This window comes from Duffyella gerundensis, from assembly GCF_001517405.1.
In the GTDB taxonomy this organism is placed as follows: Bacteria; Pseudomonadota; Gammaproteobacteria; order Enterobacterales; family Enterobacteriaceae; genus Duffyella; species Duffyella gerundensis.
The window spans coordinates 855,496-879,629 of record NZ_LN907827.1; the positions used below are offsets into that span (position 1 = coordinate 855,496).

Annotated in this window: 24 protein-coding genes; 7 read left to right on the forward strand and 17 right to left on the reverse strand. The window is 57.1% G+C overall.

Annotated features, from left to right (window positions below):
- Positions 1-2 precede the first annotated feature (2 nt).
- From EM595_RS03800 to EM595_RS03810, 3 genes are all read right to left on the reverse strand, one after another.
- The gene (locus EM595_RS03800; RefSeq protein WP_067428017.1) at positions 3-1,586 is read right to left on the reverse strand and encodes an ABC transporter substrate-binding protein; all 1,584 of its coding nucleotides are present in this window, start codon (positions 1,584-1,586) and stop codon (positions 3-5) included.
- Between the two features lie 13 nt (positions 1,587-1,599).
- Entirely contained in the window at positions 1,600-3,027 is a 1,428-nt protein-coding gene (locus tag EM595_RS03805) for a M20 family metallopeptidase (RefSeq protein WP_067428019.1), read from the reverse strand.
- A 175-nt stretch (positions 3,028-3,202) separates the two neighbouring features.
- Positions 3,203-4,117 carry a LysR family transcriptional regulator gene (locus tag EM595_RS03810; protein WP_067428021.1) on the reverse strand — a complete coding sequence of 305 codons (915 nt, stop codon included), beginning with the start codon at positions 4,115-4,117 and terminating at the stop codon, positions 3,203-3,205.
- Positions 4,118-4,324: 207 nt separating this feature from the next.
- On the opposite strand from EM595_RS03810, the gene yacL reads away from it, so the two are divergent.
- Positions 4,325-4,687, forward strand: coding sequence for a protein YacL (yacL, locus tag EM595_RS03815; protein WP_067428022.1), 363 nt, complete (start codon positions 4,325-4,327; stop codon positions 4,685-4,687).
- A 40-nt stretch (positions 4,688-4,727) separates the two neighbouring features.
- Here yacL and speD read toward each other — a convergent pair whose 3' ends face one another.
- From speD to EM595_RS03830, 3 genes are all read right to left on the reverse strand, one after another.
- Complete coding sequence (speD, locus tag EM595_RS03820; protein ID WP_067428024.1) at positions 4,728-5,525, reverse strand: adenosylmethionine decarboxylase; 798 nt, start codon at positions 5,523-5,525, stop codon at positions 4,728-4,730.
- 28 nt (positions 5,526-5,553) lie between these two features.
- A complete protein-coding gene (gene speE / locus EM595_RS03825) occupies positions 5,554-6,417 on the reverse strand; it encodes a polyamine aminopropyltransferase (RefSeq protein WP_067428026.1) in 864 nt (287 codons plus the stop codon).
- Between the two features lie 112 nt (positions 6,418-6,529).
- A complete protein-coding gene (locus tag EM595_RS03830) occupies positions 6,530-6,877 on the reverse strand; it encodes a YacC family pilotin-like protein (protein ID WP_067428028.1) in 348 nt (115 codons plus the stop codon).
- A 171-nt stretch (positions 6,878-7,048) separates the two neighbouring features.
- Between EM595_RS03830 and cueO the strand changes: the two genes are divergently transcribed.
- The gene (gene cueO, locus EM595_RS03835; protein ID WP_067428034.1) at positions 7,049-8,656 is read left to right on the forward strand and encodes a multicopper oxidase CueO; all 1,608 of its coding nucleotides are present in this window, start codon (positions 7,049-7,051) and stop codon (positions 8,654-8,656) included.
- Here cueO and EM595_RS03840 read toward each other — a convergent pair.
- Entirely contained in the window at positions 8,653-9,933 is a 1,281-nt protein-coding gene (locus EM595_RS03840; RefSeq protein ID WP_067428036.1) for a cystathionine gamma-synthase family protein, read from the reverse strand. The two genes, cueO and EM595_RS03840, sit on opposite strands and share 4 nt — an antisense overlap.
- A 225-nt stretch (positions 9,934-10,158) precedes the next feature.
- Between EM595_RS03840 and hpt the strand changes: the two genes are divergently transcribed.
- Positions 10,159-10,695, forward strand: coding sequence for a hypoxanthine phosphoribosyltransferase (hpt, locus tag EM595_RS03845; RefSeq protein ID WP_067428038.1), 537 nt, complete (start codon positions 10,159-10,161; stop codon positions 10,693-10,695).
- An 80-nt stretch (positions 10,696-10,775) separates the two neighbouring features.
- Here hpt and can read toward each other — a convergent pair whose 3' ends face one another.
- A complete protein-coding gene (can, locus tag EM595_RS03850; protein ID WP_067428040.1) occupies positions 10,776-11,444 on the reverse strand; it encodes a carbonate dehydratase in 669 nt (222 codons plus the stop codon).
- A 104-nt stretch (positions 11,445-11,548) separates the two neighbouring features.
- Between can and EM595_RS03855 the strand changes: the two genes are divergently transcribed.
- From EM595_RS03855 to EM595_RS03865, 3 genes are all read left to right on the forward strand, one after another.
- On the forward strand, positions 11,549-12,475 hold the full coding sequence (locus tag EM595_RS03855) for an ABC transporter ATP-binding protein (protein ID WP_067428042.1): 927 nt from the start codon (positions 11,549-11,551) through the stop codon (positions 12,473-12,475).
- Positions 12,472-13,242 carry an ABC transporter permease gene (locus EM595_RS03860; RefSeq protein ID WP_067428044.1) on the forward strand — a complete coding sequence of 257 codons (771 nt, stop codon included), beginning with the start codon at positions 12,472-12,474 and terminating at the stop codon, positions 13,240-13,242. Before EM595_RS03855 ends, EM595_RS03860 begins: the two co-directional genes overlap by 4 nt.
- A gap of 279 nt (positions 13,243-13,521) precedes the next feature.
- The gene (locus EM595_RS03865; RefSeq protein ID WP_067428046.1) at positions 13,522-14,553 is read left to right on the forward strand and encodes an acyltransferase family protein; all 1,032 of its coding nucleotides are present in this window, start codon (positions 13,522-13,524) and stop codon (positions 14,551-14,553) included.
- Positions 14,554-14,588: 35 nt separating this feature from the next.
- On the opposite strand, the gene panD is transcribed toward EM595_RS03865, so the two are convergent.
- From panD to thpR, 9 genes are all read right to left on the reverse strand, one after another.
- Positions 14,589-14,969 carry an aspartate 1-decarboxylase gene (panD, locus tag EM595_RS03870; RefSeq protein ID WP_067428048.1) on the reverse strand — a complete coding sequence of 127 codons (381 nt, stop codon included), beginning with the start codon at positions 14,967-14,969 and terminating at the stop codon, positions 14,589-14,591.
- A 60-nt stretch (positions 14,970-15,029) separates the two neighbouring features.
- Positions 15,030-15,884 (reverse strand): pantoate--beta-alanine ligase, encoded by an 855-nt coding sequence (gene panC / locus EM595_RS03875; RefSeq protein WP_067428050.1) that lies wholly within the window; start codon positions 15,882-15,884, stop codon positions 15,030-15,032.
- Between the two features lie 12 nt (positions 15,885-15,896).
- The gene (panB, locus tag EM595_RS03880; protein ID WP_067428052.1) at positions 15,897-16,691 is read right to left on the reverse strand and encodes a 3-methyl-2-oxobutanoate hydroxymethyltransferase; all 795 of its coding nucleotides are present in this window, start codon (positions 16,689-16,691) and stop codon (positions 15,897-15,899) included.
- 85 nt (positions 16,692-16,776) lie between these two features.
- Complete coding sequence (gene folK, locus EM595_RS03885) at positions 16,777-17,256, reverse strand: 2-amino-4-hydroxy-6-hydroxymethyldihydropteridine diphosphokinase (RefSeq protein WP_067428053.1); 480 nt, start codon at positions 17,254-17,256, stop codon at positions 16,777-16,779.
- Complete coding sequence (pcnB, locus tag EM595_RS03890) at positions 17,253-18,683, reverse strand: polynucleotide adenylyltransferase PcnB (protein WP_071852481.1); 1,431 nt, start codon at positions 18,681-18,683, stop codon at positions 17,253-17,255. Before pcnB ends, folK begins: the two co-directional genes overlap by 4 nt.
- A gap of 72 nt (positions 18,684-18,755) precedes the next feature.
- Complete coding sequence (gluQRS, locus tag EM595_RS03895) at positions 18,756-19,631, reverse strand: tRNA glutamyl-Q(34) synthetase GluQRS (protein WP_067428055.1); 876 nt, start codon at positions 19,629-19,631, stop codon at positions 18,756-18,758.
- A 51-nt stretch (positions 19,632-19,682) separates the two neighbouring features.
- On the reverse strand, positions 19,683-20,138 hold the full coding sequence (dksA, locus tag EM595_RS03900) for an RNA polymerase-binding protein DksA (RefSeq protein ID WP_067428057.1): 456 nt from the start codon (positions 20,136-20,138) through the stop codon (positions 19,683-19,685).
- A 177-nt stretch (positions 20,139-20,315) separates the two neighbouring features.
- On the reverse strand, positions 20,316-21,023 hold the full coding sequence (sfsA, locus tag EM595_RS03905; protein WP_067428059.1) for a DNA/RNA nuclease SfsA: 708 nt from the start codon (positions 21,021-21,023) through the stop codon (positions 20,316-20,318).
- Between the two features lie 10 nt (positions 21,024-21,033).
- Positions 21,034-21,561 carry an RNA 2',3'-cyclic phosphodiesterase gene (gene thpR / locus EM595_RS03910; protein ID WP_067428061.1) on the reverse strand — a complete coding sequence of 176 codons (528 nt, stop codon included), beginning with the start codon at positions 21,559-21,561 and terminating at the stop codon, positions 21,034-21,036.
- Between the two features lie 75 nt (positions 21,562-21,636).
- On the opposite strand from thpR, the gene hrpB reads away from it, so the two are divergent.
- The gene (gene hrpB / locus EM595_RS03915; protein ID WP_067428063.1) at positions 21,637-24,084 is read left to right on the forward strand and encodes an ATP-dependent helicase HrpB; all 2,448 of its coding nucleotides are present in this window, start codon (positions 21,637-21,639) and stop codon (positions 24,082-24,084) included.
- Positions 24,085-24,134 lie beyond the last annotated feature (50 nt).

Here is a 24,134-nt window from a genome sequence, read left to right on the forward strand (position 1 = left end):
CGTTATTTCGTTGCCGCACCGTACCAGACGCGGAAGCCGTTCCACGTCCAGCTCTTCAGCACCGGATTAATTCCGGCGCTGTTGTACATCTGGAACATGATCGCCATCGGGCCTTTCTGCATCACCTCGCGTTGCAGATCGGCATACAGCGCACTGCGTTTGCTGTCATCCGGTTCCAGCAGCGCCTGCTCCACCGCCTGATTCATTCCGGCGTCGTAGTAGGCGGCCCGCCAGCTGGGATATTGCGTGGCGCGCGCCTCTTTACGATTGTCGGGATTAAACACCAGGCGCGAGGCGTTGCCGTAGGCGTCCGGCACCGACGTCTGCCACGCCATCATCACGCTCTGAAACTCGCGCCCGCGCGCCCGGCTGAACAGCTGCGCGTTGGCCATGCGTTCGAGCGTCAGCTTCACGCCCACTTTGGCGGCGTTCTGCTGAATGCTCTGGGCAATTGGCGCGGAGTGGGGCAGGGTGCCAAACAGCACCGAGGCGCTGAAACCATCGGGATAGCCCGCTTCGCTCAGCAGCTGTTTTGCCTTTGCCAGATCCAGGCTGAACGGCTGCCCCTGCTGCTCATCCAGCGCGCCAAACGCGCCGAGCTGCACAAAGCTGGCGCGCGGTACGCCAAGATAAGGCATCACGCTTTTCGCCAGGCCCTGATAATCGATCAGATAGCGCATCGCCAGCCGCACTTTCTCATTTTTGAAAATGGGATCCTGATTGTTGAAGCTCCAGAAAAAGAGCTGCGGCTTAAGGACTTTTGCCACCTGTACCTTGCCGCCCTGATCGAGGGTTTTCAGATCGTCTGCGGAGAGATCGCGGGCGATATCCACGTCGCCCTGCATCACCAGCAGACGCTGGGTGCCGGTCTCCGCCACGTGGCGAATCAGCACCCGCTTGAGCTTCGGCGGTGTGCCCCAATAATTAGGCGTGGCCTGAAGCACCACGCCTTCACCGGCGTTCCAGCGCGCCAGCTGGTAAGGACCCACACAGGCGGTATGCGTGGCAAGATACTTATGACCAAAATCACCGTTAACCGCCTCTTTTTCCACCTGTTTACGGTTAATCAGCGAAGAGACGTTGTTGGCGGCGATCGCCTGCAGCACCAGATTAGTGGGGTAAGCCTTATCGAAACGGATGACCAGCGTCTGGTCATCGCTGGCGGTAATCATGCTGTCGACGTTCTCTTTGGTGAAGCCATACTCTTTGATATTGGCCGCGTTGCCGTAGCCAAGTTTCACGATGCGTTGCAGTGACCAGGCGAGATCGCCAGCGCTGGCGGGAGAACCGTCGTTAAATTTCAGGTTGTCCTGCAGATGAAAGGTAATGGTTTTGCGATCGGCAGAGACATCCCAGCTTTTTGCCAGACCGGGCGTCAGTTGCGTTTCATCTTTCACCGCAAAATCAACCAGCGAGTCGCAGGTATTGGCGTAAATTTCACTGGTGACCACTTCGCCGATCTGTGCCGGATCCCATGTGCTGATGGCGTCAATGTTCCACGCCATCACCAGTGAATCGGGCGGCGTGGCGGCGTTGGCGGTGCCGGTAACGGCGGCCAGCGCAAGGGCTAAAGAGGATAATTTCATCGCGGCTCCGGGGTTACAGGTCAGCAGGACGTGGCTGAACCGGCGGTTTAACGTCGGCAGGAATTGGGCACTTGTAGGGTTTCTCACTGATCTGTGCGGCGTACGCCTGTTTGATCTGCGCCAGCAGCGCGGGATCGGTCAACACGTCAACCGCGGTGGCGGCCATGACTTTAGCAACGTGCGCTAACCCTTTATGCGCCGCGGGCATTTTGCCCTGCGCGGTAAGCTGCCAGGAGTGGCCCGGCGTGCCGATCGCCATGGTCGGAATATGCGCCTGCACGGTGGGAATGACCCAGCTGACATCGCCGACGTCGGTTGAACCGATCATCACTTCACCGTGGCTGTCGAGCGGCACAATGTAGTCGCTAAGCGCCTTTGGCTGCGCCGGTTTAACGCCCGATTTGCGGTAGCAGCTCTCCAGCTCCTCGGCGGTCAGCGTCGCCTGAATCTCGGCGGCGAAGGCGTAATCCGCCTGATCGAACGGCACGGTGCCAAGCGCCTCGAGATTGCGCTGCATCGTTTCCTCCAGCGGGCGATTGCCGAGCAGGTTAGAGACCGCGCTCATGATGCTGATCTCCAGCTGGGTTTCGGTCATCATCGCCGCGCCCTGTGCCACTTTTTTTACCCGCTCGTTGAGATCAAACATGGCGTGCACATCGCGCGAGCGGATGGCGTAACGCACCGCCGCTTTGGCCTGCACCACGTTGGGCGCGATGCCGCCGGAATCGAGCATGGCGTAGTGAATACGTGAATCCTGCGGCACATGTTCACGCAGGTACTGCACGCCGACGTTCATCAGCTCCACGGCATCCAGTGCGCTGCGACCGAGATGCGGCGAGGCGGCGGCGTGCGAAGAGCGGCCGGTAAAGAAGAAATCCATGCGGGTATTGGCCAGCGACAGCGGTTTGGCAACTTCATGCTGGGTGCTGGGGTGCCAGGTGATCGCCACGTCGACGCCGTCAAAGGCACCGGCGCGTGCCATAAATGATTTAGCCGCGCCACCTTCTTCAGCCGGGCAGCCGTAATAGCGCACCCGTCCCGGCAGACCGCGTTCGGCCAGCCACTCTTTCAGCGCGGTGGCGGCGAGCAGGGCGGCTGAGCCAAGCAGATTGTGGCCGCAGCCGTGACCTTGCCCGTTGCCCGGCAGCGGCGAATAGTGTGCGACGCCGGAAGCCTGGCTCAATCCGGGCAGGGCGTCATATTCACCGAGAATGGCGATAATCGGCCCGCCTTCACCCGCTTCGCCCATAACGGCGGTGGGAATATCCGCCACGTTTTCCGTGACGCGAAACCCCTGCTGGCGCAGCATAGTGCTGTGTTCCGCCACCGAGCGGTATTCGGTATAGCAAATTTCCGGCATACCCCAGACGCGATCGCTCAGCGCGCAGAATTCAGCCTGATGCTCTTCAACCCGTTTCCAGACCAACGCTTTGTCTTGCATGATATTCCCCACGGTAAGTGCTGCGGATAGTGCTGACGCCGGAGCGTCGCTGAATCTTCAGCATGCGGGAGGGCGATAACAAAAGGCCAATGCGTTCTTTTCCTGCCCTATTCCAAAATTGCATAGTTTGGCGGGCGGCATGCACGGGGCGGCATTCCCGGCACGCAGCGATCGATCAGGCGGCGTGCATCGCCTGATTGGCGCGTTCAGCGCTGTGCCAGAGATGTTCTGCCTGGCGGTTGCGCAGCACTGGCTGACGATAGAGATGAATATCGAGCACCATGTCCCAGAATGGCGATCCGGCTCGTACCAGGCTGCCGTTGGCCAGTTCCGCTTTTACCAGGCTCAACGGCAGCCAGGCAACCCCGACCCCGCTCATCGCCATCGCTTTGAGGTTAATCGACATGCCATTTTCATAGATGACCTGCAGCGGCAGCGGCTTCTCTTTCAACAGCTGCGCCAGCGCATGGGCAAAAAAGGAGTGCTGGCCGTAGCTCAGCCAGGGAATCGGCTGGGTACTGTGCAGCGGATAAAGTGGCTCTCCGCCCGCGGCGGGGCGGCAAACGGCGATGGCACGTTCGCGGCCAACCGGCAGGTGCGGATAAGGAGACAGCTGCTGCATCAGCGTCACCGACGGATGCGCGTAGGTCAGCAGAAAGTCCGTTTCACCGCCGTGCAGTAGCGAAATATGCTCCACAAAGGTCGGCTTCTGATCGCACAGCCTGACATGACCGAGCTGCTGTTGCGGATTAACCTGCTGGAACCAGTCGGGAAAAAAAGTCAGCGATAGCGTATTCAACATGGCAAAGCGAATCACCTCGGTGCGGTTGTTATAGCGCTGATGCAGATTCTGACGCAGATGCAACATGGCGTGCACGGTTTCCGAAGCGGTGATTAGAAACGCCCGGCCTTCTGGCGTCAGGGTCACCGGATAGGTTTTGCGGTCAAACAGCGGTACGCCAAGCCACTCTTCCAGCTGGCGAATGCGGCGGCTCAACGCCGATTGCGTCACGTGGCGCTCATCAGCGGCACGGGTAAAACTGTAGCAGCGGGCAACGCTGAGGAAATCTTCAAACCATTTCAGTTCCATAGCCAGAGCCTCGTTGGGACGAAAAGGGGAAAAATTGTTCAGCTGACATACTTTGTTACGCAAGAAACGCGCCAGTCTGGCTGACCTCGCGCAGAGCGCTGTTTTTCGTCGGCAACGCTGCGATAATGACGCTTTCGCAGCCCGCGGCTGCGTTTGTTGCACCAGCGGTGCGCACCAGCATGAGGCCGACACGAGAAGGTAAAGCAGATGGAATATGAATTTTTACGCGACATCACCGGCAAGGTGAAAGTGCGCATGACCATGGACCATGAAGCGGTGGGTCACTGGTTTAATGAAGAGGTCGATGAAAATCTGACGCTGCTGGATGAGGTGGAAGCGGCGGCGCAGGAGGTCAAAGGCAGCGTGCGGCAATGGCAGCGTATCGGCAAAGAGTACACGCTGTGGATGGATGAAGAAGAGGTGATGATTCGGGCCAATCAGCTGGCGCTGGAAGATGATGGGATGGAAGAGGGCATGAACTATTATGATGAAGAGAGCCTGTCATTCTGTGGCGTGGAAGATTTTCTGGCGGTGATTACGGCCTATCGCGCATTTTTGCAGGGGCGTTAAGCCATGGCGTTCGCCCGAGGCAGGCGAACGCATGAGGATATCAGCTCAGCGCCGGAATATTGCGCGCGTAGTAAATCTCGCGCATCTCTTTCCACAGCAGATCGGTAATCCGCTTGTGCTCCTGCGGCGTCAGCGTTTCTGGCCGGGTATTAAACAGATAATGTTTCAGGTCGAACTCTTTCAATAACATCTTGGTATGAAAGATATTTTCCTGATACACGTTCACGTCCATCATGTCATACATCGCCTTCATGTCCTGCGACATAAAGTTCTGTATTGAGTTGATCTCATGATCGATGAAGTGTTTTACGCCGTTGATATCGCGGGTAAAACCGCGCACGCGATAGTCAATGGTCACGATGTCCGATTCCAGCTGATGAATCAGGTAGTTCAGCGCCTTCAGTGGCGAAATCACGCCACAGGTTGAAACCTCAATATCGGCGCGGAAGGTACAAAGCCCGCCTTCCGGATGGCTTTCCGGATAGGTATGCACGCAGATGTGGCTTTTATCGAGGTGCGCCACCACCGAGTTCGGTAGCGGGCCAGGATGCTCTGATGTATCGATATCTTTTGGATCCACCGGCTCCTCACTGACCAGAATAGTCACGCTGGCACCTTGCGGTTCATAATCCTGGCGCGCGATGTTCAGCACATTAGCGCCAATAATCGAGCAGGTTTCCGTGAGAATTTCGGTCAGGCGCGTGGCGTTGTACTGCTCATCAATGTAGGCGATATAGCCATCGCGCTCGGCTTCGCTGTGCGCGTAGCAGATATCGTAAATACAAAAGCTCAGGCTCTTGGTCAGGTTGTTAAAGCCGTGAAGTTTCAGCTTCTGCAATGGTCATTACCCCCCAGAGTCGTGCCCATCATGCCTGGTCAGCAAGGGCGTTTAGCAAGTATTGCGGCAGAGCAAAGCTGCCGGTGTGGATCGCCGCATTATAGTAGCGGCAGTTCAGGCCTGCGGCCGTAAAACGGTGTTGCAATATGGCGGCGTCCAGCTGGCGCAATGCCGGATTGTCGCTCGCCCAGGCGAAGGTCATGATGCCGCCGTAATAGGTCGGAATCGCCGCCTGATAAAAGCTAACATCGCTGAAATAGTGGCTCAGCTTGCGATGGCTGTTGAGCGCTTCATCCTGCTGCAGGAAACAGACGCCATTCTGCGCCACAAAGATGCCATTTTCATTAAGGGCACGTTTGCAACCGGCATAAAATTCAGAGGTGAAAAGGCTCTCGCCCGGACCGACAGGATCGGTACAGTCAGAGATGATCACATCAAATTTTTCGTCGGTTTGCGTCACGAAGTTAACGCCGTCGTCGATCACCAGATTGAAACGAGGATCGTCATAGGCGCCCGCGCTGTGATTAGGCAGATACTGTTTGCAGAAGGTGACCACGCCAGCGTCAATTTCCACCATGGTGATCTGTTCGATTGCGGTGTGACGAGATACTTCGCGCAGCATGGCGCCGTCGCCACCGCCGATAATCAGCACCTTTTTGGCCGCGCCGTGCGCCAGCAGCGGCACATGCGTCATCATTTCATGATAGATAAACTCATCACGCTCGGTGGTTTGCACCACGCCATCCAGCGCCATCACGCGCCCGAACGCAGCGTTCTGAAAAATGATCAGATCCTGATGCGCGGTTTTCTCACGGTAGAGCACGTCATCAACCGTGAAATATTGACCGAAACCGGGGTGCAGCGTTTCAAACCACATCTCATTCTGTGTCATGGTGGGGCTCTCCTTTCTATGACATCGCCATGAAAACGGGCGGCACATCATAGCTAACTCCGCCCCGGGTTGCACGGGCAAATCAGTGGCCAGAGAGCGGACGCAGCGGGGGTTATTTGACGTAGGCGAGCAGGCTGAGGGAGTCGCGAGCCAGTGACTTACACTTCTTGTCGTTAGCGATGGCGATGCCGCTCAAATCGCGGTAGCTGTCTTCGCCAAGCGACTTCATGTTGTAGTTGCTGTAGTTGCTTAAATCCCAACGATTCTGCTGGGCGAAAAACACCAGCGCTTTGCGGATCTGCGCATCGGGCAAATCCTGATAGCCGCAGTCGTTTTTGAGATAGACAAAAACGGCGGTGAGATCGGCTAAATCTTCTGCTTCCGATTCGCTCAGGGCAAAACTGGTGGAGGAGAAGCCAAGCAGCCCGGCTAACAGCAGGACCTTAATGCTTTTCTTCATAATTATTCTCATCGTGTCGTAATTGGCCTGACGTTAGCACAGTTGCGCATACTCTACAGCCAAATTTGATTGCCGGTGACGCTTTTTTCAGCTCAGCCGCCGCGTCAGGCTTGACCTTGCCGCTGGGGAAAGGTTTATGCTGCATGCTGACCTCCGTTATAAGGATGCCCGATGCTACGCCGTGATTTCCTCAAACTCACCGCTGCCCTCAGCGCCGCCGGTGCGCTGCCGCTGTGGAGCCAGCGCGCACTGGCACAAACGCGCCCGATGTTGCCGATTCCCGATCTGCTGACGCCCGACGCGCGCGGCACCATCAGACTGCGTATGCAGACCGGCACCAGCCAGTGGCGCGGCAATGCCGTACCCAGCTGGGGCTACAACGGCAATTTGCTCGGACCTGCGCTGCAGCTGGAGCGCGGTAAACGTACCACCATCACGCTGCATAACCAGCTGCCGGAAGCGACCACGCTGCACTGGCACGGTTTATTGATTCCCGGCGAGGTCGATGGGGGGCCGCACGCGCTGCTGGCGCCGGGCGAACAGCGCAGCGTCAGCATTACGCCGGATCAGCCCGCCGCCACCTGTTGGTTTCATCCGCACACGCACGGCCGCAGCGGCTATCAGGTGGCGCAGGGACTGGCCGGACTGGTGCTGGTGCAGGACATTGAGGCAGAGCAACTGCTGCTGCCAAAACAGTGGGGTATCGACGATTTGCCGCTGGTGTTTCAGGACAAGCAGCTGACTGCCGATGGCAAACGCATCGATTATCAGCTCGACGTGATGCGCGCGGCGGTGGGCTGGTTTGGCGACATGATGCTGACCAACGGCGTTGAGTATCCACAGCAGGCGGTGCCGCGCGGTTGGCTGCGTTTGCGCCTGCTCAACGGCTGTAATGCTCGCTCTCTACAGTTAACTACCAGCGATCGCCGACCGCTGTATGTCATTGCCAGCGACGGCGGCCTGCTGGCCGAGCCGGTTCGCCTTGAGACGCTGTCGCTGCTGCCGGGCGAACGTTTTGAAGTGCTGGTGGATACGCACGACGGCAAATCGTTTGATCTGACTACGCTGCCGGTTAAGCAGATGGGCATGACGCTGGCGCCGTTCGACCAGCCGTTGCCGCTGCTGCGCATTCAGCCGCTTCAGGTGCAGGCCAGCGGCACGCTGCCCGATGCGCTGGTGGCGCTACCGCCGGTTCCGTCCAGCGAGGGCATCACTAACCGCTGGCTGCAGCTCAGCATGGACCCGCAGCTCGATCGGCTGGGCATGCAGCAGCTGATGGATCGCTATGGCATGAAGGCGATGGCGGGCATGGATAGGGATCAGCATGCGGGCATGAAAATGCCGGAAGATGCGCATCAGAAGACGTCCGGCCATCAGGGAATGGATCACCATCAACATGGCGGCGCGCCTCAACCGGCTTCCGCCGCCTGGGATTTCCATCAGGGCAATAAAATCAACGGTCAGCCCTTCAATATGAACAAGCCGATGTTTGACGTAAAACGCGGCGCGCTGGAGAAATGGACGATTTCAGGCGAAGGCGATGCGATGCTGCATCCGTTCCATATTCACGGCACGCAGTTTCGGATTCTCAGCGAAAATGGCAAACCCCCGGCGGCGCACCGCCAGGGATGGAAAGACACCGTTAACGTCGAGGGCTGGCGCAGCGAAGTGTTGGTACGGTTTGATCACCTCGCGGCGGCCGACCACGCCTATATGGCGCACTGTCATCTGCTGGAGCATGAAGACACCGGCATGATGCTGGGCTTCACGGTCAGTTAATGTGTCGCCAGCGCCAGGCGGACATCGGCAATCAAATCACTGGGGTGCTCAATGCCGATAGAGAGACGGATGGTAGCTTCGCTGATGCCAATGCGCTCGCGCTCCGCCTGCGGCACGCCGGAGTGGGTGGTGCTCGCCGGGTGGCTGGCCAGCGATTCGGTGCCACCGAGGCTGACCGCCAGCTTGAACAGCTGTAACGCATTGAGAAAGGCAAAGGCGGCTGGCTGTCCACCGCGAATATCAAACGAAAAGGTCGAGCCGCCGCCGCTGCACTGGCTGGCGTAAACTTTGCCCGCCGGAGAGTTAACGTCGAGCGCGGGCAGCCAGTGCAGTTTTTCCACCTGCGGCTGCTCGGCAAGAAACGCGGCAATCAGCTGCGCATTCTGCCACGCCTTTTCCATGCGCAGCGCCAGCGTTTCCAGCGAACGGCCAATCAGCCAGCTGGAATAGGCGTCCAGCTGGGTGCCAATGGCGCTCCGCAACTGACGAATTTTGCCAATAATATGCTTGCTGCCCAATGCGGCACCGGCAATCAGATCGGAATGGCCGGCAACATATTTGGTCAGTGAGTAGAGCGAAATATCCGCACCCCACTGCAGTGGACGCTGAAAAATCGGGCCGAGCAGGGTGTTGTCGCAGGCTACCAGCGGATGTAAGGTTTGCTGCTGTCCAATCTCTTCGCTGATGCGGCGCATCAGGGCAATATCCACCAGGCTGTTGGTGGGATTCGCCGGCGTCTCTACCAGCAGCATTGCTACCCGGCCCAGGCGCATCGCTTCGGTGGCCGCCGCTCTCACGCTCGCTTCATCGGTGCCATCGCTGAAGCCCACCGTCTGAATATTCATCTCCGCCAGAGTTTTGCTGAGCAGCGTGGCCGTGCCGCCATACAGCGGCTGCGAGTGCAGGATTACGTCGCCTGGCCGGGTAAATGCCAGCAGCGTAGTAGTAATGGCCGACATGCCGGAAGAGAACAGCGCCGCACTTTCCGTCTGCTCATAAACCGCCAGGCGGTCCTCAACAATTTCGCTGTTAGGGTGATTAAAGCGCGAATAGACCAGCCCAATGCTATCGCCCTGTGGCGGCTGGCGGCGGCCGGAAACATAGTCAAAAAAGTCACGTCCCTCTTCGGCGCTGTTGAACACAAAGGTAGAGGTTAAAAACACCGGCGGCTTGACGGCGCCTTCTGACAGTCGCGGGTCAAAACCGTAGTTCAGCATCTGGGTTTCCGGATGCAGAGCGTGATCGCCGATATGCGTTTTCTTGCTGGATAAAGACATAAAATACCTGCTGAAAGGAAGAGGGGAACGCGTGGCGTTGAGTGTAACCAGACGGCACACGGAAAACTGAGTTATGCGCAAATATTCTAAGCTTAGACGGTGGCATAGCATGGCGAGCCACCGCGCTTTTTGCCACGACAACGTTTGCGTCCCGTTCCGCTGACCGTACGGCAAATTAACTGTGATAAACTGCGGCGTTTTCCAGGGTTAATCAGGTTGAATGTGATGAAACACAGCGTTGATGTAATGATCTCCGAAGCAGATATCCGCACGCGCGTAGCGGAACTGGGCAGCCAAATCTCCGCTGATTACCGCGACAGCGGCAGCGAAATGGTTTTGGTGGGATTACTGCGGGGCTCTTTTATGTTTATGGCCGATCTCTGTCGCGCCATTGACGTCTCACACGAAGTCGATTTTATGACGGCTTCCAGCTACGGCAGCGGCATGTCGAGCTCGCGTGACGTTAAAATCCTCAAAGATCTGGATGAAGATATCCGCGGTAAAGATGTGCTGATCGTTGAAGATATTATCGATTCAGGCAATACGCTGAGTAAAGTGCGTGAAATCCTGCAGCTGCGTGGACCAAAATCACTGGCGATTTGTACGCTGCTGGACAAGCCGGAGCGACGTGAAGTGACGGTGCAGGTGGAATATGTTGGTTTTACCATTCCCGATGAGTTTGTGGTCGGCTATGGTATTGATTATGCGCAGCGTTATCGTCATCTGCCGTATGTTGGTAAGGTCACACTGTTCGACGAGTAACAGCACAATCCACCAAGGCTGCGCTCTGCGGCCTGCGATAGAATGCGCCGCCAGCGGAATCCTGCTGGCGGCGTGTTGCGTTACTCCTGACGCGGGCTGTCAGGGGTATGCAGCAGATTAGCGATGCCGTGACGGTAACGCTGTTCGAGGATCTCCCGGCTGGTGGCAGTGACTTCCAGATCGCGCAGATAGCCATCCTGAATGCCGTAAACCCAACCGTGAATGGTCACATTCTGCCCACGCTTCCATGCAGATTGCATCACGGTGGAGTGGCCAAGGTTGTAAACCTGTTCGATCACGTTGATTTCACAAAGTTTATCAAAGCGCTTTTCTGGCGGTAATTCGCCGAGGAAGGAACTATGCTTGTACCACAAATCGCGGATATGCAGCAGCCAGTTGTTGATTAAGCCCAGCTCCGGGTTTTCAACCGCCGCCTGCACGCCACCGCAGCCGTAGTGACCGCAAATGATAATGTGTTCAACTTCCAGCACCTCAACGGCGTACTGCACCACTGACAGGCAGTTGAGGTCGGTGTGAATCACCAGGTTTGCCACATTGCGATGAACAAAAAGTTCGCCAGGCTCCAGCCCGGTGAGACGTTCAGCGGGCACGCGGCTGTCGGAGCAGCCGATCCACAGGAAGCGCGGTTTCTGCGCCAGCGCCAGACGCTCAAAGAAACCAGGATCCTCTTCAACCAGCAATTTGGACCACTCGCGGTTATTACTGATAAGGGTATCAATGTCTTTCATTAAGGTTACCAACCGTACAAGCTAAACGTTGACGTACTATAGGACAATGCCTGCCTATTTTAAACGGCAAAAGCGAACCCAATAAAACAGGAAAGCATTCTGTTATGACTTATGCACTGGAACTTGAAAATCTGGTTAAAACTTACCCTGGCGGCGTACAGGCGCTGAAAGGCGTCGATCTAAAAGTCGAAGCCGGGGATTTTTATGCGCTGCTGGGGCCTAACGGCGCCGGGAAATCGACCACCATCGGTATCATCAGCTCGCTGGTCAATAAAACCTCTGGCAAGGTCAAAGTCTTTGGTTATGACCTTGAGCTCGACACGGTGAACGCCAAGCGTCAGCTCGGCCTGGTGCCGCAGGAATTTAACTTCAACCCGTTTGAAACCGTGCTGCAAATTGTCGCCAATCAGGCGGGCTATTACGGCGTGGAAAAACGCGATGCGCTGGCGCGCGCGGAAAAATATCTGATTCAGCTCGATCTCTGGGGCAAGCGCAACGAGCGTGCCCGTATGCTGTCGGGCGGCATGAAACGTCGTCTGATGATCGCCCGCGCGCTGATGCATGAGCCGAAGCTGTTGATTCTTGATGAGCCGACCGCAGGCGTTGATATCGAACTGCGTCGTTCAATGTGGGCCTTCCTCAAAGATCTCAACGTCAAAGGCACCACCATCATTCTCACCACCCACTACCTGGAAGAAGCGGAAATGCTCTGCCGTAACATCGGCATTATTCAGGGCGGTGAGCTGGTGGAGAACACCTCGATGAAAGGGCTGTTGTCCAAGCTGAAGTCTGAGACCTTTATCTTTGATCTGGCGCCACGCAGCGCATTGCCAAAGCTGGAAGGCTTCCAGTATCGCCTGGTCGATACCTCAACCTTAGAGGTGGAAGTGATGCGAGAGCAGGGGCTGAACAGCGTCTTTAATCAGCTCAACGCGCAAGGCGTGCAGGTATTGAGTATGCGTAACAAAGCTAACCGCCTGGAAGAGTTGTTCGTGGGCCTGGTGCAGGGTAAGAAAGGAGAACAAGCATGACACACCTTTATTGGGTGGCGCTGAAAAGCATCTGGGGTAAAGAGGTCAACCGTTTCGCCCGCATTTGGATCCAGACGCTGGTGCCGCCGGTGATCACCATGACGCTCTACTTCATCATCTTCGGCAATCTGATCGGCGCACGCATCGGCGAAATGCATGGCTTCAGCTATATGCAGTTTATCGTGCCGGGCTTGATCATGATGGCGGTGATCACCAACGCTTATGCCAACGTGGCATCCTCTTTTTTCAGTGCGAAATTTCAGCGCAATATTGAAGAGCTGCTGGTGGCACCGGTACCGACGCACATCATCATCGCCGGTTACGTTGGCGGCGGCGTGGCGCGTGGGCTGTGCGTAGGTGTGCTGGTCACGGCGATTTCACTGTTCTTTGTGCCGTTTCAGGTGCATTCGTGGCTGATGGTAGCGGTGACGCTGCTGCTCACCGCGATTCTGTTCTCGCTGGCCGGGCTGCTCAACGCGGTATTCGCCCGTACGTTTGACGATATCAGCCTGATTCCGACCTTTGTGTTGACGCCGCTGACTTATCTGGGGGGCGTGTTTTATTCACTGACGCTGCTGCCGCCGTTCTGGCAGATGGTTTCAAAGCTCAACCCGATCGTCTATATGATCAGCGGTTTCCGCTACGGCTTTCTGGGCATCAATGATGTGCCGCTGGCGCTGACTATTTCGGTGCTGGTCGCCTTTATCGTGGTGTTTTATCTTCTGGTCTGGTCGCTAATTCAACGCGGCCGCGGTTTACGCACCTGATAATAGTTAGCCGGGACTGCCATCAGCGCGTCCCGGCTCCATTCCTTGCTTTTATACTTTTCTGCTTTCTTCCGTTTGGTTATTATTTCTAATCGATATTATTCATATTGCGTCTTATTTTAAGCGGATTCCGATAACGCGTTTTTAAGACAAAGTTAAGTTAAATTGATGAGGTGGATAAGCTAAGATACATCCGCTTACGCTTTCACATCATATTTAACCGTTCAAGAATAATTGCCCGCCTGCCATTTTAGCGGTGATGAATAAGGATATTAACCAATGCAACGCATGAACTGGGTAGATAATCTACGCGGTATGAGTATTCTCGCCGTGATATTTCTCCATTGCACGTTTGCCGTAAATGGCAACGTTGGTCACTTTTATGTGGCGAGCGAAGCGATCAATGATATTCTGATGCCGGTCAGGCTCGGCCTGATGTTTTTTGTTTCCGGTCTGTTCGTAGAGGCAGGCTTAAAAAGAGGCCTGGCAGCCTTTGCCAAAAACAAAGTGAAATCCATTCTTTATCCCTTTGTTATTTGGGTCGGCGTGTATGCCGGCACTAAAATCGTGCTGAGCCACCACGATCAGGATGTGCTGAGTGTGCTGTTACCGCACCTGACCGGCGGCGGAGATATCACCTGGTTCCTGCATTCGTTGTTTGTATTCTTTATTATGATTATTGTTGCGCGGAGAATGCCATTCTGGCTTATTTTGTCGCTGTGTCTGGCGGGCAGTTGGTTATTACCGGCCGTACCGGCGGACAGCGTATTTGCCAGCTTTGATAACTCGCATTTTAATAAGTCATCTTATCTGTTTATCTTTTTCTGGTTGGGTGATGCCGTGGTGCGTCATAAGCTGGATATGCCACTATTGGTGAAAAAAACGTGGGTATTATACGGTTCAGCCGCTGCGTTTATTCTGCTGGCAAGCTTGATGCTGTTTGTTCCGGCGTTGGGTCAACATGCAGAAGAGCATTTTTCATGGACTCGGATGACGCCGCTGGCTCCACTGGCTCTGGCTTCTGTCCCGCTATTTGCCTTCCTTGCAATGCGCACGCATTCACGCGTTATTGGCTATATCGGCACACATTCTATCGTGTTTTATCTGTCCCATTTCATGGTCATCAAACTGTGCGCGCGCTATTTCCAGGAGCCATCATCATCGTTATGGATTGATGACGGGAAATATCTGTTCTCGTTTGCCTGTGCGTTATTGTTACCCTGGGGTATTTGCCAGCTGCGTAATCATGGCTGGCTGAACTTTCTGTTTACGCTCAAAAAGCCCGCTAAGCGCTCGCTTGCGACCAGCTAAAGAGAAGGGCGGTGAGAGATCACCGCCCCTGTCACTCAGGCAACCTGAACCGGCACCGCTTTTGCCAGCCGCTTCATCTCGTTATCACCTTCAAAATAAGCCACCTTCGGCTGCCATTCGCGCGCTTCGGCGTCGCTCATCTGCACATAAGAACAGATAATCAAAATATCGCCAGCGCAGGCGCAGCGCGCAGCGGCACCGTTTACCGAGATGATTTTCGAGCCACGTTCGGCGGCGATAGCGTAGGTAGAAAAACGCTGGCCGTTGGTCACGTTATAAATGTCGATCGCTTCGTACTGCAGGATGCCGGAGGCATCAAGGAAATCCTGGTCGATGGCGCAGGAGCCTTCATAATGCAAATCTGCCTGAGTGACTTTTACCCGGTGCAGCTTGCCTTGCAACATACTACGTACCATATCTGAGTAACCTTGTTAGCCGTGAACGCCGCACAGTATTCACCCTGCGGCGCGGGTTGTCTACTGGGTTAAATCAACCTGCTGATTATCGATCAGGCGCGCGCTGCCCAGCCATGCCGCCATTAAAATTACCGCACGTTTGCTGTCAACCGTCAGCGGCTGTAGCGTCTCGGCGTCGCAGATTGCCAGGCCATCGGCGCGCAAGCCGCGCTGCTGCAATGTCTCTTCTGCCGCCGCGATCATCTCATCAATATGGCGCTCGCCGTTAGCGAGCTGTTCGGCAAGGCTTTGCATCACCTGATGCAGCGCGGGCGCGATTTTTCGTTCTTCGGCAGTCAGATAGCCGTTGCGTGAACTCAGTGCCAGGCCATCTTTTGCCCGCACCGTCGGCACGCCAACGATATCGATGTCGTAACCCATATCCGCCACCATCTTGCGTACGATCGCCAGCTGCTGAAAATCTTTTTCGCCGAAGCAGGCAAGATCGGGTTGCACCAGATTAAACAGCTTGCTGACCACCGTCGCCATGCCGCGAAAATGGCCGGGGCGGCTGGCGCCCTCCAGCAGCTCAGACAGCACCGGCACGTCGACAAAGGTGTGCGTTGCCACGCCGTGCGGATAGATATCTGCCGGCGAAGGGGAGAACACCAGATCCACGCCACGCCGATTGAGCTTTTCACAATCTTCCTGCAGCGTGCGCGGATAGCGCGCTAAATCATCGGCGCGGTCGAACTGCATCGGATTGACAAAAATGCTGGCGATGACGATATCGGCGCGCGCACGCGCTTCGTCGACCAGCGTCATGTGCCCGTCATGCAAATTACCCATGGTGGGCACAAAGGCGATACGTTTCCCTTCCTGACGCCAGCGACGGATCTCGCGGCGCAGCATTGGCACGGTCTCAATAATCAGCACGCTCTTGCTCCTTTACTGGAAACTCTGTTCAGCGGCAGGGTAACTGCCATCTTCCACTTCTGCGATGTACTGACGCACGGCGGCGCGGATATCGCCGGTGGTGGCCAGAAAGTTTTTGGCAAATTTGGGGATGTGGCCGCCGGTGATGCCGAACGCGTCATGCATCACCAGAATCTGCCCATCGGTGACGTTCCCGGCACCAATACCGATCACCGGAATGTGCAGCGCCTCGGTCACGCGTTTCGCCAGGCTGACCGGCACGCACTCCAGCACCATCAGCTGCGCGCCCGCCGCTTCCAGCGCCAGCGCATCCGCCAGCAGACGCTCGGCCGCCTCCTCATCGCGACCCTGAACTTTATAACCACCAAACACGTTCACCGACTGCGGCGTCAGCCCGAGGTGCCCGCAGACCGGCACGGCGCGCTCGGTCAATTGCTGCACGGTTTCGGCCAGCCAGGCGCCGCCTTCCAGCTTGACCAGATTGGCGCCCGCACGCATAAGAACGGCGGCGCTGTCGAAGGTCTGTGCCGGCGTGGCGTAACTCATAAAGGGCAGATCGGCGAGCACCAGGGCAGCCGGTGCGCCACGGCGAACCGCTGCGGTGTGATAGGCGATATCTGCCACCGTGACCGGCAACGTCGATTCGTGGCCCTGCACGGTCATACCAAGTGAATCGCCTACCAGCAGCACGTTCAGCCCTTCGTCGGCGAAAAGCTTAGCGAAGCTGAAATCATAGGCGGTGATAGAAGCGAACTTGCGTCCGGCCTGTTTCCACTGGCGCAGATGGGAAAGGGTGGTTGTTTTCATAACGATCCAGAACAATGTGGCGATGGCCGAAGTGTAATGGATTGCTGCAATAAGCGGAATGGGAGGAAAAGAGAATTGGCAACGCTTACCAGGGGCGGATTTGCGTGCGATCGAGCGGTGCCAGCAGGCTGGCAACCGGCGTGCCATTCGGCAGCGTAATCGCGGGCGCAATTTCCAGCAACGGCACCAGCATAAAGGCACGATTGTGCATATCGTAATGCGGCACCGTCAGCCGATCGCTGGCGAGAGTCTGCCGATCAAATAGCAGAATATCGAGATCCAGCGTGCGCGGTCCCCAGCGATGATCCTTGCGCACGCGCCCCTGCTCCTGCTCAACGCGCTGGGTATGATCCAGCAGCGCGTCGGGCTGCAGCGCGGTGGCCAGTTCCACTACTGCGTTCAGATAGTCGGGCTGATCCTGCGGGCCATACGGCGGCGTGCGATAAAAAGAGGAAACGGCCACCACGCGGGTTTGCGGTATCGCCGCCAGCGCATCCAGGGCGTTTTGCACCTGTTGCAGCGGGTCGGCGAGATTGCTCCCTAAGGCGAGCCAGACCGGTTTCATGCGTTGGTGCTGTTGTTATCGCGGCGCGGACCGGCAGGACGTTTGCGCGGACGGCGGGTGCGACGACGTGCAGTCGGCTCATCATCCAGCGTATTCATCATGTTTTTCTGCTGTGGCGGCGCCGCGGCCTGGAATTCACCCCACCAGTGCGTCAGACGCAGCAGTTCCGGGCTGTTTTCCACTTCGGCGCGCAAGGCCAGCAGATCGTAAGCGGCACGGAATTTCGGATGCTCCATCAGCTTCCATGCACGCTTGCCCTGACGACGTGAGATGCGCAGCTGAAGCTGCCAGATATCGCGAATCAGGGTCGTGATGCGTTTAGGGATCGCCAGTGCACGGCACGCTTCATCAAGCGTATCGTTCATCGCCAGCGCAAACGCGTCGTAATAGGTCAGTCCGCTTTCCTGCGCTATGCGCTGTGCTGTTTCCAGCTGCGGATACCAGAACATCGCCGCGAACAAAAAGGCCGGATTGACGCGCATCTGATTATGAATGCGGTTATCGGTATTTTTCAGCACCTGCAGCAGCATGCGTTCCATCGGGCTATCTTCCAGCTCGGTGAAATTGCGCGTGATGGTAGGGAACAGCGGCTGAAACAGCTGATATTCACGCAGCAGCAGGTAAGTGTCGTAGCCGTAGCCAGCTTGCAACAGCTTCAGCGACTCTTCGAACAGGCGCGCGGAAGGAATATCACGCAGCAACGACGCCAGGCGAGGAATCGGCTCGGCGGTTTCAGGCGCAATGCTCATTTTCAGCTTTGCCGCAAAACGCACCACGCGCAGCATTCGCACCGGATCTTCGCGGTAGCGCAGTTCCGGATCGCCAATCATGCGCACGATACCCTGCTGCAGATCGCTCAGGCCGCCCACATAATCGCGCACGGTGAAATCCGCCACGCTGTAATAAAGGCTGTTGATGGTGAGATCGCGGCGCTGGGCGTCATCTTCAATATTGCCGAAGATGTTATCGCGCAGCAGCATGCCGCTTTGCGCACGCTGTGACGTGTTACGATCTTCCACTTCGGTCACCACGGCATCTTCTGCCTGATGATGACCACGGAAGGTGGCAACCTCGATCACTTCCGGACCGAACATCACGTGCGCCAGACGGAAACGACGTCCAACCAGCCGACAGTTGCGAAACAGCTTGCGCATCTCTTCAGGCGTGGCGTTGGTGGTCACATCGAAGTCTTTCGGCTTTTGACCCAGCAGCAAATCACGGACGCCACCGCCGACCAGATAGGCTTCAAAGCCCGCTTTGTTCAGGCGATAAAGCACCTTGAGGGCATTTTCACTGATGTCTTTACGCGAAATAGTGTGGCTCTCACGAGGGATGACGGTCATCAGACGCTTTTCTTCAACCTCTGCGGGCGCCTCTTCATCACGGCTCAAGACTTTCCGGCAAAAATTAGCAACTCGGGAAAAAATGGGACACCTCGATAGTGACTAAATAAAAATAGCGGCTAATCATAGCCTGCTACGAAACATTTGAAAATGCCGTTATCTTATCGCGCCATCCTGACGCGGTATGCTGCGGCGATCCCAGGCAGCAATTGCCTGCTCAAGCAACTGCGATAATGAGAGATCCTGCCAGCCCGTGCTGACCGTCTGACCGAGAAAACGCAGCGCATTCACCAGCGTGGGACGCGGATCGCCCGTGGGCAACGGCGGCGCATGATTCTGCTTGGAGAGCTTGTTGCCATCGGGGTTTAACGCTAACGGCAGATGCAGCCAGGCCGGCGCAGGCCAGCTGAATTGTTCATACAGCGCAATCTGGCGCACCGTCGGCTCGATCAAATCGGCGCCGCGCACCACCTCGGTGACACCCTGAAAATGGTCATCCACGACTACCGCCAGGTTATAGGCAAACAGCCCGTCGCGGCGATGGATAATGAAATCTTCCTGCGCCAGCGCGGCATCCGCCACAACATCGCCACGCAGCAGATCGTGAAACTGGTACACCGGATGATGCTGACGTAAGCGCAGCGCGGCATTTTCCGGCCCGTAACCGGCATCGCGACAGTGGCCATCGTAATAGCCCCCTGTCTGCTGAATGCGGCTACGTGAGCAGCGACAAAAATAACTTTGCCGATGCTGCTGCAACCAGCGTAACGCTTCACGGTATGCCTCATGCCGCTGCGATTGCCACAGCACCTCGCCATCCCAGTGCAGCCCATAATGATCGAGCTGCTGCAGGATCGCACTGGCTGCACCCGGTACTTCACGTGGCGGATCGATATCTTCTATACGCACCAGCCAGCGCCCGTGCTGCGCGCGCGCATCAAGGTAACTGCCTAAGGCAGCAATCAGAGAGCCAAAATGGAGTTCACCGGAAGGAGAGGGCGCAAAACGGCCAGTGCAGGTTGATGACGTCATAATAATGACGCGCAGCGGGAAACTCCTGTTTCCAACTGCGCGCGAGCGGCCTTAGCCAGCCATCTGTTTTTCGCGGATTTCAGCCAGCGTTTTGCAGTCAATGCACAGATCGGCGGTAGGACGCGCTTCCAGTCGGCGAATACCGATTTCAACACCGCAGGAATCGCAGTAGCCAAAATCATCATCTTCGACTTTCTTCAGCGTTTTCTCGATCTTCTTGATCAGCTTACGCTCGCGATCGCGGTTACGCAGTTCAAGACTGAACTCCTCTTCCTGAGCGGCACGGTCGACCGGATCGGGAAAATTAGCGGCTTCGTCCTGCATGTGTGAAACTGTGCGATCGACTTCGTCCCGCAGTTGATTACGCCAGGCTTCAAGAATCTTCCTGAAGTGAGTCAGCTGGGCTTCGTTCATATACTCTTCGCCCGCTTTCTCCTGGTATGGCTCCACCCCAGCAATGGCTAGGATACTCAGGGACGATGTTTTACGGTTTTGCCCTTCTTGCATGTTGTTTCTCCTGGATAACACGCACAATCGATCCCCAACGGGGAAAAAACAGGCCGCTATAAATAACAGAAGCCGTCAAGGTTAGCAATTAATCCTGAACATGACTTGACAAGCCTGTGAGGAACCACGTAATGAGCGTCACGTAAGGTGCGTTTTTAACACGTCTTTTCGCACTAATTATGACAATTCCACCCGCACAGATTTATTCAGTCTCATGCCCGTCGACGACAATTGCGCCTGATAAGCCAGCAGCTCAACGCCGCTCTGTTGCGCCTGTACCAGCAGCTCTGCGTAGCGCGCGTCAATGTGGCGCGCGGGGGAAACGTCCTCAATCCCCGAATGCAAAACTGCAAACAATAACACCGCGCGGTTGCCGCCCTCGGCAATCTTGCTTAACTCACGAAGATGCTTCTGGCCTCGCTCGGTTACCGCATCCGGAAACCAGCCTCTACCTTCTTGTAAAAGCGTTACGGATTTGACTTCAATATAGCACTCAGGTCTCGCTTCCGCCTGTAACAGGAAATCAATACGGCTGCGCTCATCGCCGTATTTCACCTCCGATCGCAGCCCGCTGTAGCCGCTCAGCTCCGGCAAACACTGCGCCAGTAAGGCTTCGCGTACTAACTGATTGGCGCGCAGGGTGTTTACACAAATAAAATGGCCCTGTTTTGTTTCAGTTATTTCCCAGCTGTGCGGGTACTTTCGCGTGGTGCTGGCGGAGGTGGAATACCAGACGGTGTCGCCCGGGGTGGCGCAGCCGGTCATCGCGCCGGTGTTTGCGCAGTGTAGGGTGAGCGTGTCGCCCTGGGGCGTCACCACATCGGCCAGAAAGCGTTTATAACGCGCAATCAGCCGGGAAGATTGTAACGGCGGTGAAAATTCCAACGTGGCTCCTTTATTCACTCAACGGCCAGCTGTCGAGCAGATGATAGCGGGTGCGTCCCTGTGTCTGCATCGACTGGAACAACGAAAATTGCGTGATATCGCAGCTAAATGAAAAATCGCGGGGCGGCAGCGAAAGCGGCTGCGTCACCCCACGTAATAGCGTGATATGGGGATGAAACGGCTGCGGGCTTTGATGGCAACCGTTACGCGCCGCCTGTGAACGAAGCAGGGCGGCCAGCTGCAACAATCCGCGCGGTGCCTGGCGCGTACCCAGCCAGACTACGCCTGGCCGTGGCCAATGGCCGGCGTCGTTCAGGGTCAGCGAAAAGCCGGGCTGACGAATGCGCGCGGCAAGCTGACTGAGCGCCGTGGCTTTTTCAGTGTGAACATCGCCCAGAAACGCCAGCGTCAGATGCAGGTTTGCCGCCGCCACCGGATAGCCGATGTCAGCCGGAAAAGCCTGCGCGCGCCAGCTCACGATCTGTTGCTGTAAAGCGTCAGGCAGCGCGAGGCCAAAGAATAAACGTCGTGTCTGCATAGCGGTCTCCGGTAAACAAGACGGGAATGCTACAATGTTCGCCAGCTTATCACCACGCGATCGCGGAGTTTTCGTTTGAGTGTTTTACCGGTCAGTGCCGTCCTGCCGCAAGTGCTTGATGCGCTTCAGCAGCACCCTCAGGTTTTACTGGTTGCGCCGACCGGCGCGGGCAAATCAACCTGGCTTCCCCTACAGATTCTGCAGCAATCAACGCTTACTGGTCGCATTTTGCTGCTGGAGCCACGGCGACTGGCGGCGCGCAACGTGGCGCAACGGCTGGCGGAGCAGCTCGGCGAGCAGCCGGGCGAGACCGTAGGCTATCGCATGCGGGCGGAAACGCGCGTTGGGCCAGGTACGCGGCTGGAGGTGGTAACCGAAGGAATTCTGACCCGCATGCTGCAGCAGGATCCGATGCTTGATGGCGTGGCGCTGGTGATTCTGGATGAGTTTCATGAACGCAGTATTCAGGCCGACCTGGCGCTGGCGCTGCTGCTGGATGTGCAATCTGGTCTGCGTGACGATCTCAGAGTGCTGATCATGTCCGCCACGCTGGATAACAGCGCACTGCAAACGCTGCTGCCAGCGGCACCGCTGATCGTCTCTGAAGGACGCAGCTTTCCGGTCGAACGTCGCTATCTCTCGTTGCCAACTCAGCTACGGTTTGATGAAGCAGTAGCGCGGGAAGTGGCGCAGCTGTTGCGCGAAGAAAGCGGCTCGCTGCTGCTGTTTTTGCCCGGCGTGGGCGAAATTGAGCGGGTGAAAAATCAGCTGGCAGAACGCGTTGCGGCAGATGTCGATCTCTGCCCGCTCTACGGCGCTTTGCCGCTGGCGGCTCAGCAGCGTGCCATCATGCCCGCGGCCGCCGGACGGCGCAAAGTGGTGCTGGCGACTAACATCGCTGAAACCAGCCTGACCATTGAGGGTATCCGGCTGGTGGTCGACAGCGCGCAGGAGCGGGTGAGCCTTTTTGATGCACGCGGCGGCTTGAGCCGACTGATTACCCAACGTATCAGCCAGGCGTCAATGACTCAGCGTGCAGGCCGCGCCGGTCGCCTGGAAGCGGGCATCTGTTTGCATCTGCTGGCGAAAGAGCAGGCGGAGCGGGCACCCGCGCAAAGTGAAGCGGAGATTCTGCACAGCGATCTTGCCGCGCTGTGGCTGGAGCTGCTGCAATGGGGCTGCCGCGAGGTAAATCAGTTGCGCTGGCTCGATATGCCGCCCGCAGGCCATCTGCAGGCAGCGCAGCGGCTGTTGCAGCTGCTGGATGCCACCGATCAGTCGGCGCAGCTCAGCGCTAAAGGGCGGCGCATGGCGCAGCTGGGCAGCGATCCGCGGCTGGCCGCGCTGATGATCGCCGCCGGCAACGATCGTCATCAGGTCGCCAGCGCCACGCGGCTGGTGGCGATTCTTGAAGAGCCGCCGCGTCAGGGCAGCGTGGATCTGCGTGATGCCTTCTTTCAGACGCCGCCGCACTGGCAGCGCCGCGCGCGCCAGCTGCAAAAACGGTTACAGCAGCCTGAGGGCCACGCGGACGTTGCGCATCTGCCTGCGCTGATGGCCAGCGCCTTTCCCGATCGTCTGGCTCAGCGCCGCGGACAGCAGGGGCGCTATCAGCTGGCAAGCGGTATTGGCGCCATGCTGGAAACTGACCATGCGTTAACGCGCTATGAATGGCTATTTGCCCCGCTGCTGCTGCAAAACGGCGCGCAGCCGGACGCACGTATGCTGCTGGCGATGCCGGTTGAGATCACCGAACTGCTCGCCGCCGCGCCGCAACTGGTGCGGCAAACCACCGAAGTAGAGTGGGATGAAGAAAAAGGCACGCTACGTGCGTGGCAGCGCGAGCAAATCGGCGCGCTGGTGCTAAAATCGCAGCCGCTGGCGAAGCCGGAAAAAGCGCAAATGCAGGCGGCCATGCTGCGCTGGATCGAACAGAAAGGTCTGACGGTGCTGAACTGGACGCCTGAGGCGACGCAGTTGCGTTTACGCCTGCACTGCGCTGCTGCCTGGTTGCCGGAAGGCAACTGGCCCGCCGTGGATGATGCCACGCTGCTGGCGACGCTGGATCGCTGGCTGTTGCCGATGATGGGCGAGGTGCGGGACCTGAAAAGTCTGCGTCAGGTCAACCTCGTCAACGCGCTCTTACACTTACTCACATGGTCGCAACGGCAGCGGCTGGATAGTGCGCTGCCAACTCACTACACTGTGCCGACCGGCAGCCGCCTGCCGATCCGTTATGATGAAGAAAAACCGCCTGCGCTGGCGGTGCGTCTGCAGGAGATGTTCGGCGAGGCGCAGAATCCAGCCGTGGCGGAAGGCCGGATAGCGCTGGTACTGGAACTGCTCTCACCGGCGCAGCGACCGTTGCAAATTACCCGCGATCTGGCGGCCTTCTGGCAGGGCGCCTGGCAGCAGGTACAGAAAGAGATGAAAGGGCGTTACCCCAAACATCTCTGGCCGGATGATCCGGCCAATGCGCTGCCCACGCGGCGTACTAAGAAGTTTTCCCCGCCTGAGAAATAAACGGCATCAGTGCCACTATTTCAGAGGGTTCTGTCAGGGAAAAATAAGAA

Excerpts from the sequence above, each read along its gene's own strand:
- folK (WP_067428053.1), bottom strand. The coding sequence starts at position 17,256 with ATGAAACCGGTCTGGCTCGCCTTAGGGAGCAATCTCGCCGACCCGCTG.
- EM595_RS03855 (WP_067428042.1), top strand. The coding sequence starts at position 11,549 with ATGACTTATGCACTGGAACTTGAAAATCTGGTTAAAACTTACCCTGGC.
- EM595_RS03800 (WP_067428017.1), bottom strand. The coding sequence starts at position 1,586 with ATGAAATTATCCTCTTTAGCCCTTGCGCTGGCCGCCGTTACCGGCACC.
- thpR (WP_067428061.1), bottom strand. The coding sequence starts at position 21,561 with ATGCAGACACGACGTTTATTCTTTGGCCTCGCGCTGCCTGACGCTTTA.
- panB (WP_067428052.1), bottom strand. The coding sequence starts at position 16,691 with ATGAAAACAACCACCCTTTCCCATCTGCGCCAGTGGAAACAGGCCGGA.
- speE (WP_067428026.1), bottom strand. The coding sequence starts at position 6,417 with ATGACACAGAATGAGATGTGGTTTGAAACGCTGCACCCCGGTTTCGGT.
- cueO (WP_067428034.1), top strand. The coding sequence starts at position 7,049 with ATGCTACGCCGTGATTTCCTCAAACTCACCGCTGCCCTCAGCGCCGCC.
- hpt (WP_067428038.1), top strand. The coding sequence starts at position 10,159 with ATGAAACACAGCGTTGATGTAATGATCTCCGAAGCAGATATCCGCACG.
- EM595_RS03840 (WP_067428036.1), bottom strand. The coding sequence starts at position 9,933 with ATGTCTTTATCCAGCAAGAAAACGCATATCGGCGATCACGCTCTGCAT.
- EM595_RS03810 (WP_067428021.1), bottom strand. The coding sequence starts at position 4,117 with ATGGAACTGAAATGGTTTGAAGATTTCCTCAGCGTTGCCCGCTGCTAC.
- dksA (WP_067428057.1), bottom strand. The coding sequence starts at position 20,138 with ATGCAAGAAGGGCAAAACCGTAAAACATCGTCCCTGAGTATCCTAGCC.
- yacL (WP_067428022.1), top strand. The coding sequence starts at position 4,325 with ATGGAATATGAATTTTTACGCGACATCACCGGCAAGGTGAAAGTGCGC.
- can (WP_067428040.1), bottom strand. The coding sequence starts at position 11,444 with ATGAAAGACATTGATACCCTTATCAGTAATAACCGCGAGTGGTCCAAA.
- gluQRS (WP_067428055.1), bottom strand. The coding sequence starts at position 19,631 with ATGACGTCATCAACCTGCACTGGCCGTTTTGCGCCCTCTCCTTCCGGT.
- EM595_RS03865 (WP_067428046.1), top strand. The coding sequence starts at position 13,522 with ATGCAACGCATGAACTGGGTAGATAATCTACGCGGTATGAGTATTCTC.
- EM595_RS03860 (WP_067428044.1), top strand. The coding sequence starts at position 12,472 with ATGACACACCTTTATTGGGTGGCGCTGAAAAGCATCTGGGGTAAAGAG.
- panD (WP_067428048.1), bottom strand. The coding sequence starts at position 14,969 with ATGGTACGTAGTATGTTGCAAGGCAAGCTGCACCGGGTAAAAGTCACT.
- EM595_RS03830 (WP_067428028.1), bottom strand. The coding sequence starts at position 6,877 with ATGAAGAAAAGCATTAAGGTCCTGCTGTTAGCCGGGCTGCTTGGCTTC.
- EM595_RS03805 (WP_067428019.1), bottom strand. The coding sequence starts at position 3,027 with ATGCAAGACAAAGCGTTGGTCTGGAAACGGGTTGAAGAGCATCAGGCT.